Genomic DNA, 1,169 nt, shown 5'->3' with positions numbered 1-1,169 from the left:
GATGTCTTCCTTGATCAACGCTGCAGCTACAGATTCTAAAATCTTTTGTGAGAACACATCAATGTTATTCTGTTCATTAACATAGAAGGAAACGTTCTTTCCGTTCACAACCTTATCTGGTGAAGCCATCGATTGAAGTGCGTCGTGGAAGATGGCTTGCACTGAACGGTTGTCCCCAATATTAATAGTGTTACCGAAACCATTTAGATAAGCTGGACCATATTGATAATATGGTTCAGTGAAATTATCAACACGTTCCCAGAAACCTACAACCACAGAACCTTCTGAACCAACCGCTGCTTTCAGCTGATCACCAGCATCTCTCAACTCATTGGCACGACCAGTAATATCTTGAGCCGCTTCTGGATAGCTATTTACTCCCCAAGCACGTTGAATAGCATCTGTTCTTGTCCAGCTCTTGTCCATAACCACTGTGTTAGTCCCTGGCAGACGGTAACCGTTGGCTACCCCATCCGTTACCAGGAGGAAGACCGTCTTCCGACCGTTTTCCATATTGCCTTTGACACGGTTGTACTGAGCGATTGTATCATCAATCGCAGGAACAGTTGGGGTCCCACCATCAACAGCAATATTATCAATGAAGCTATGAACTTTATTTTGATCGCTTGTTAAGCCACTATTGCCATAGGTGTAGTTTTTTCCAGTCGAATTCGCATCAGTATATACGTTCGCAGGGTTACCACTAAAATCATTGTTTTCAAAGTAACGCACCTGATCCAAACCTTGGTAAGAAGCAACGAAGACCCGGTCAGTTGTTCGAGGGTCGTCAGTCTTAACGAGATAAGGATTTGTCTCATCGTATTGTTCTGGGCTAACATAAGTCGTCAACCGTTTAAGAGCACGTTTGACACTTGGAATCGTTTCTCGGAATGATCCACTGGCATCCTGCAGGATAACCAAGTCAATTGGTTTACGCGGAACTGTCCATTCCGTCTTTTCTGATTTCTTTATCTTACGATAACATCCATTCTGGATAATTTCCGTATTATCTCCTACTCGAACTACCTCAGTTTCATCAGCCGCACCACGACCGAAATGTAAACTAGCTAATCCTAATGGCACAGAGAGAAACAGAATCGTAAACAGAATGGAGACCTTTTTAATGAAATCTCTCATAATTTTCTCTGAAATCCTATTGCGATTTCTTC

1 pseudogene is annotated in these 1,169 nt (G+C 42.7%); it reads right to left on the bottom strand.

Annotation, left to right across the window (positions count from 1 at the left end):
- A pseudogene (locus tag HMPREF2655_RS03040) lies at positions 1 to 1,137 on the bottom strand (VWA domain-containing protein); the annotation flags it as partial.
- Between the last annotated feature and the right edge of the window lie 32 nt (positions 1,138 to 1,169).

Source organism: Streptococcus sp. HMSC066F01, from assembly GCF_001837335.1.
GTDB lineage: Bacteria > Bacillota > Bacilli > Lactobacillales > Streptococcaceae > Streptococcus > Streptococcus oralis_S.
This window is presented reverse-complemented; position numbering and strand designations above follow the sequence as displayed.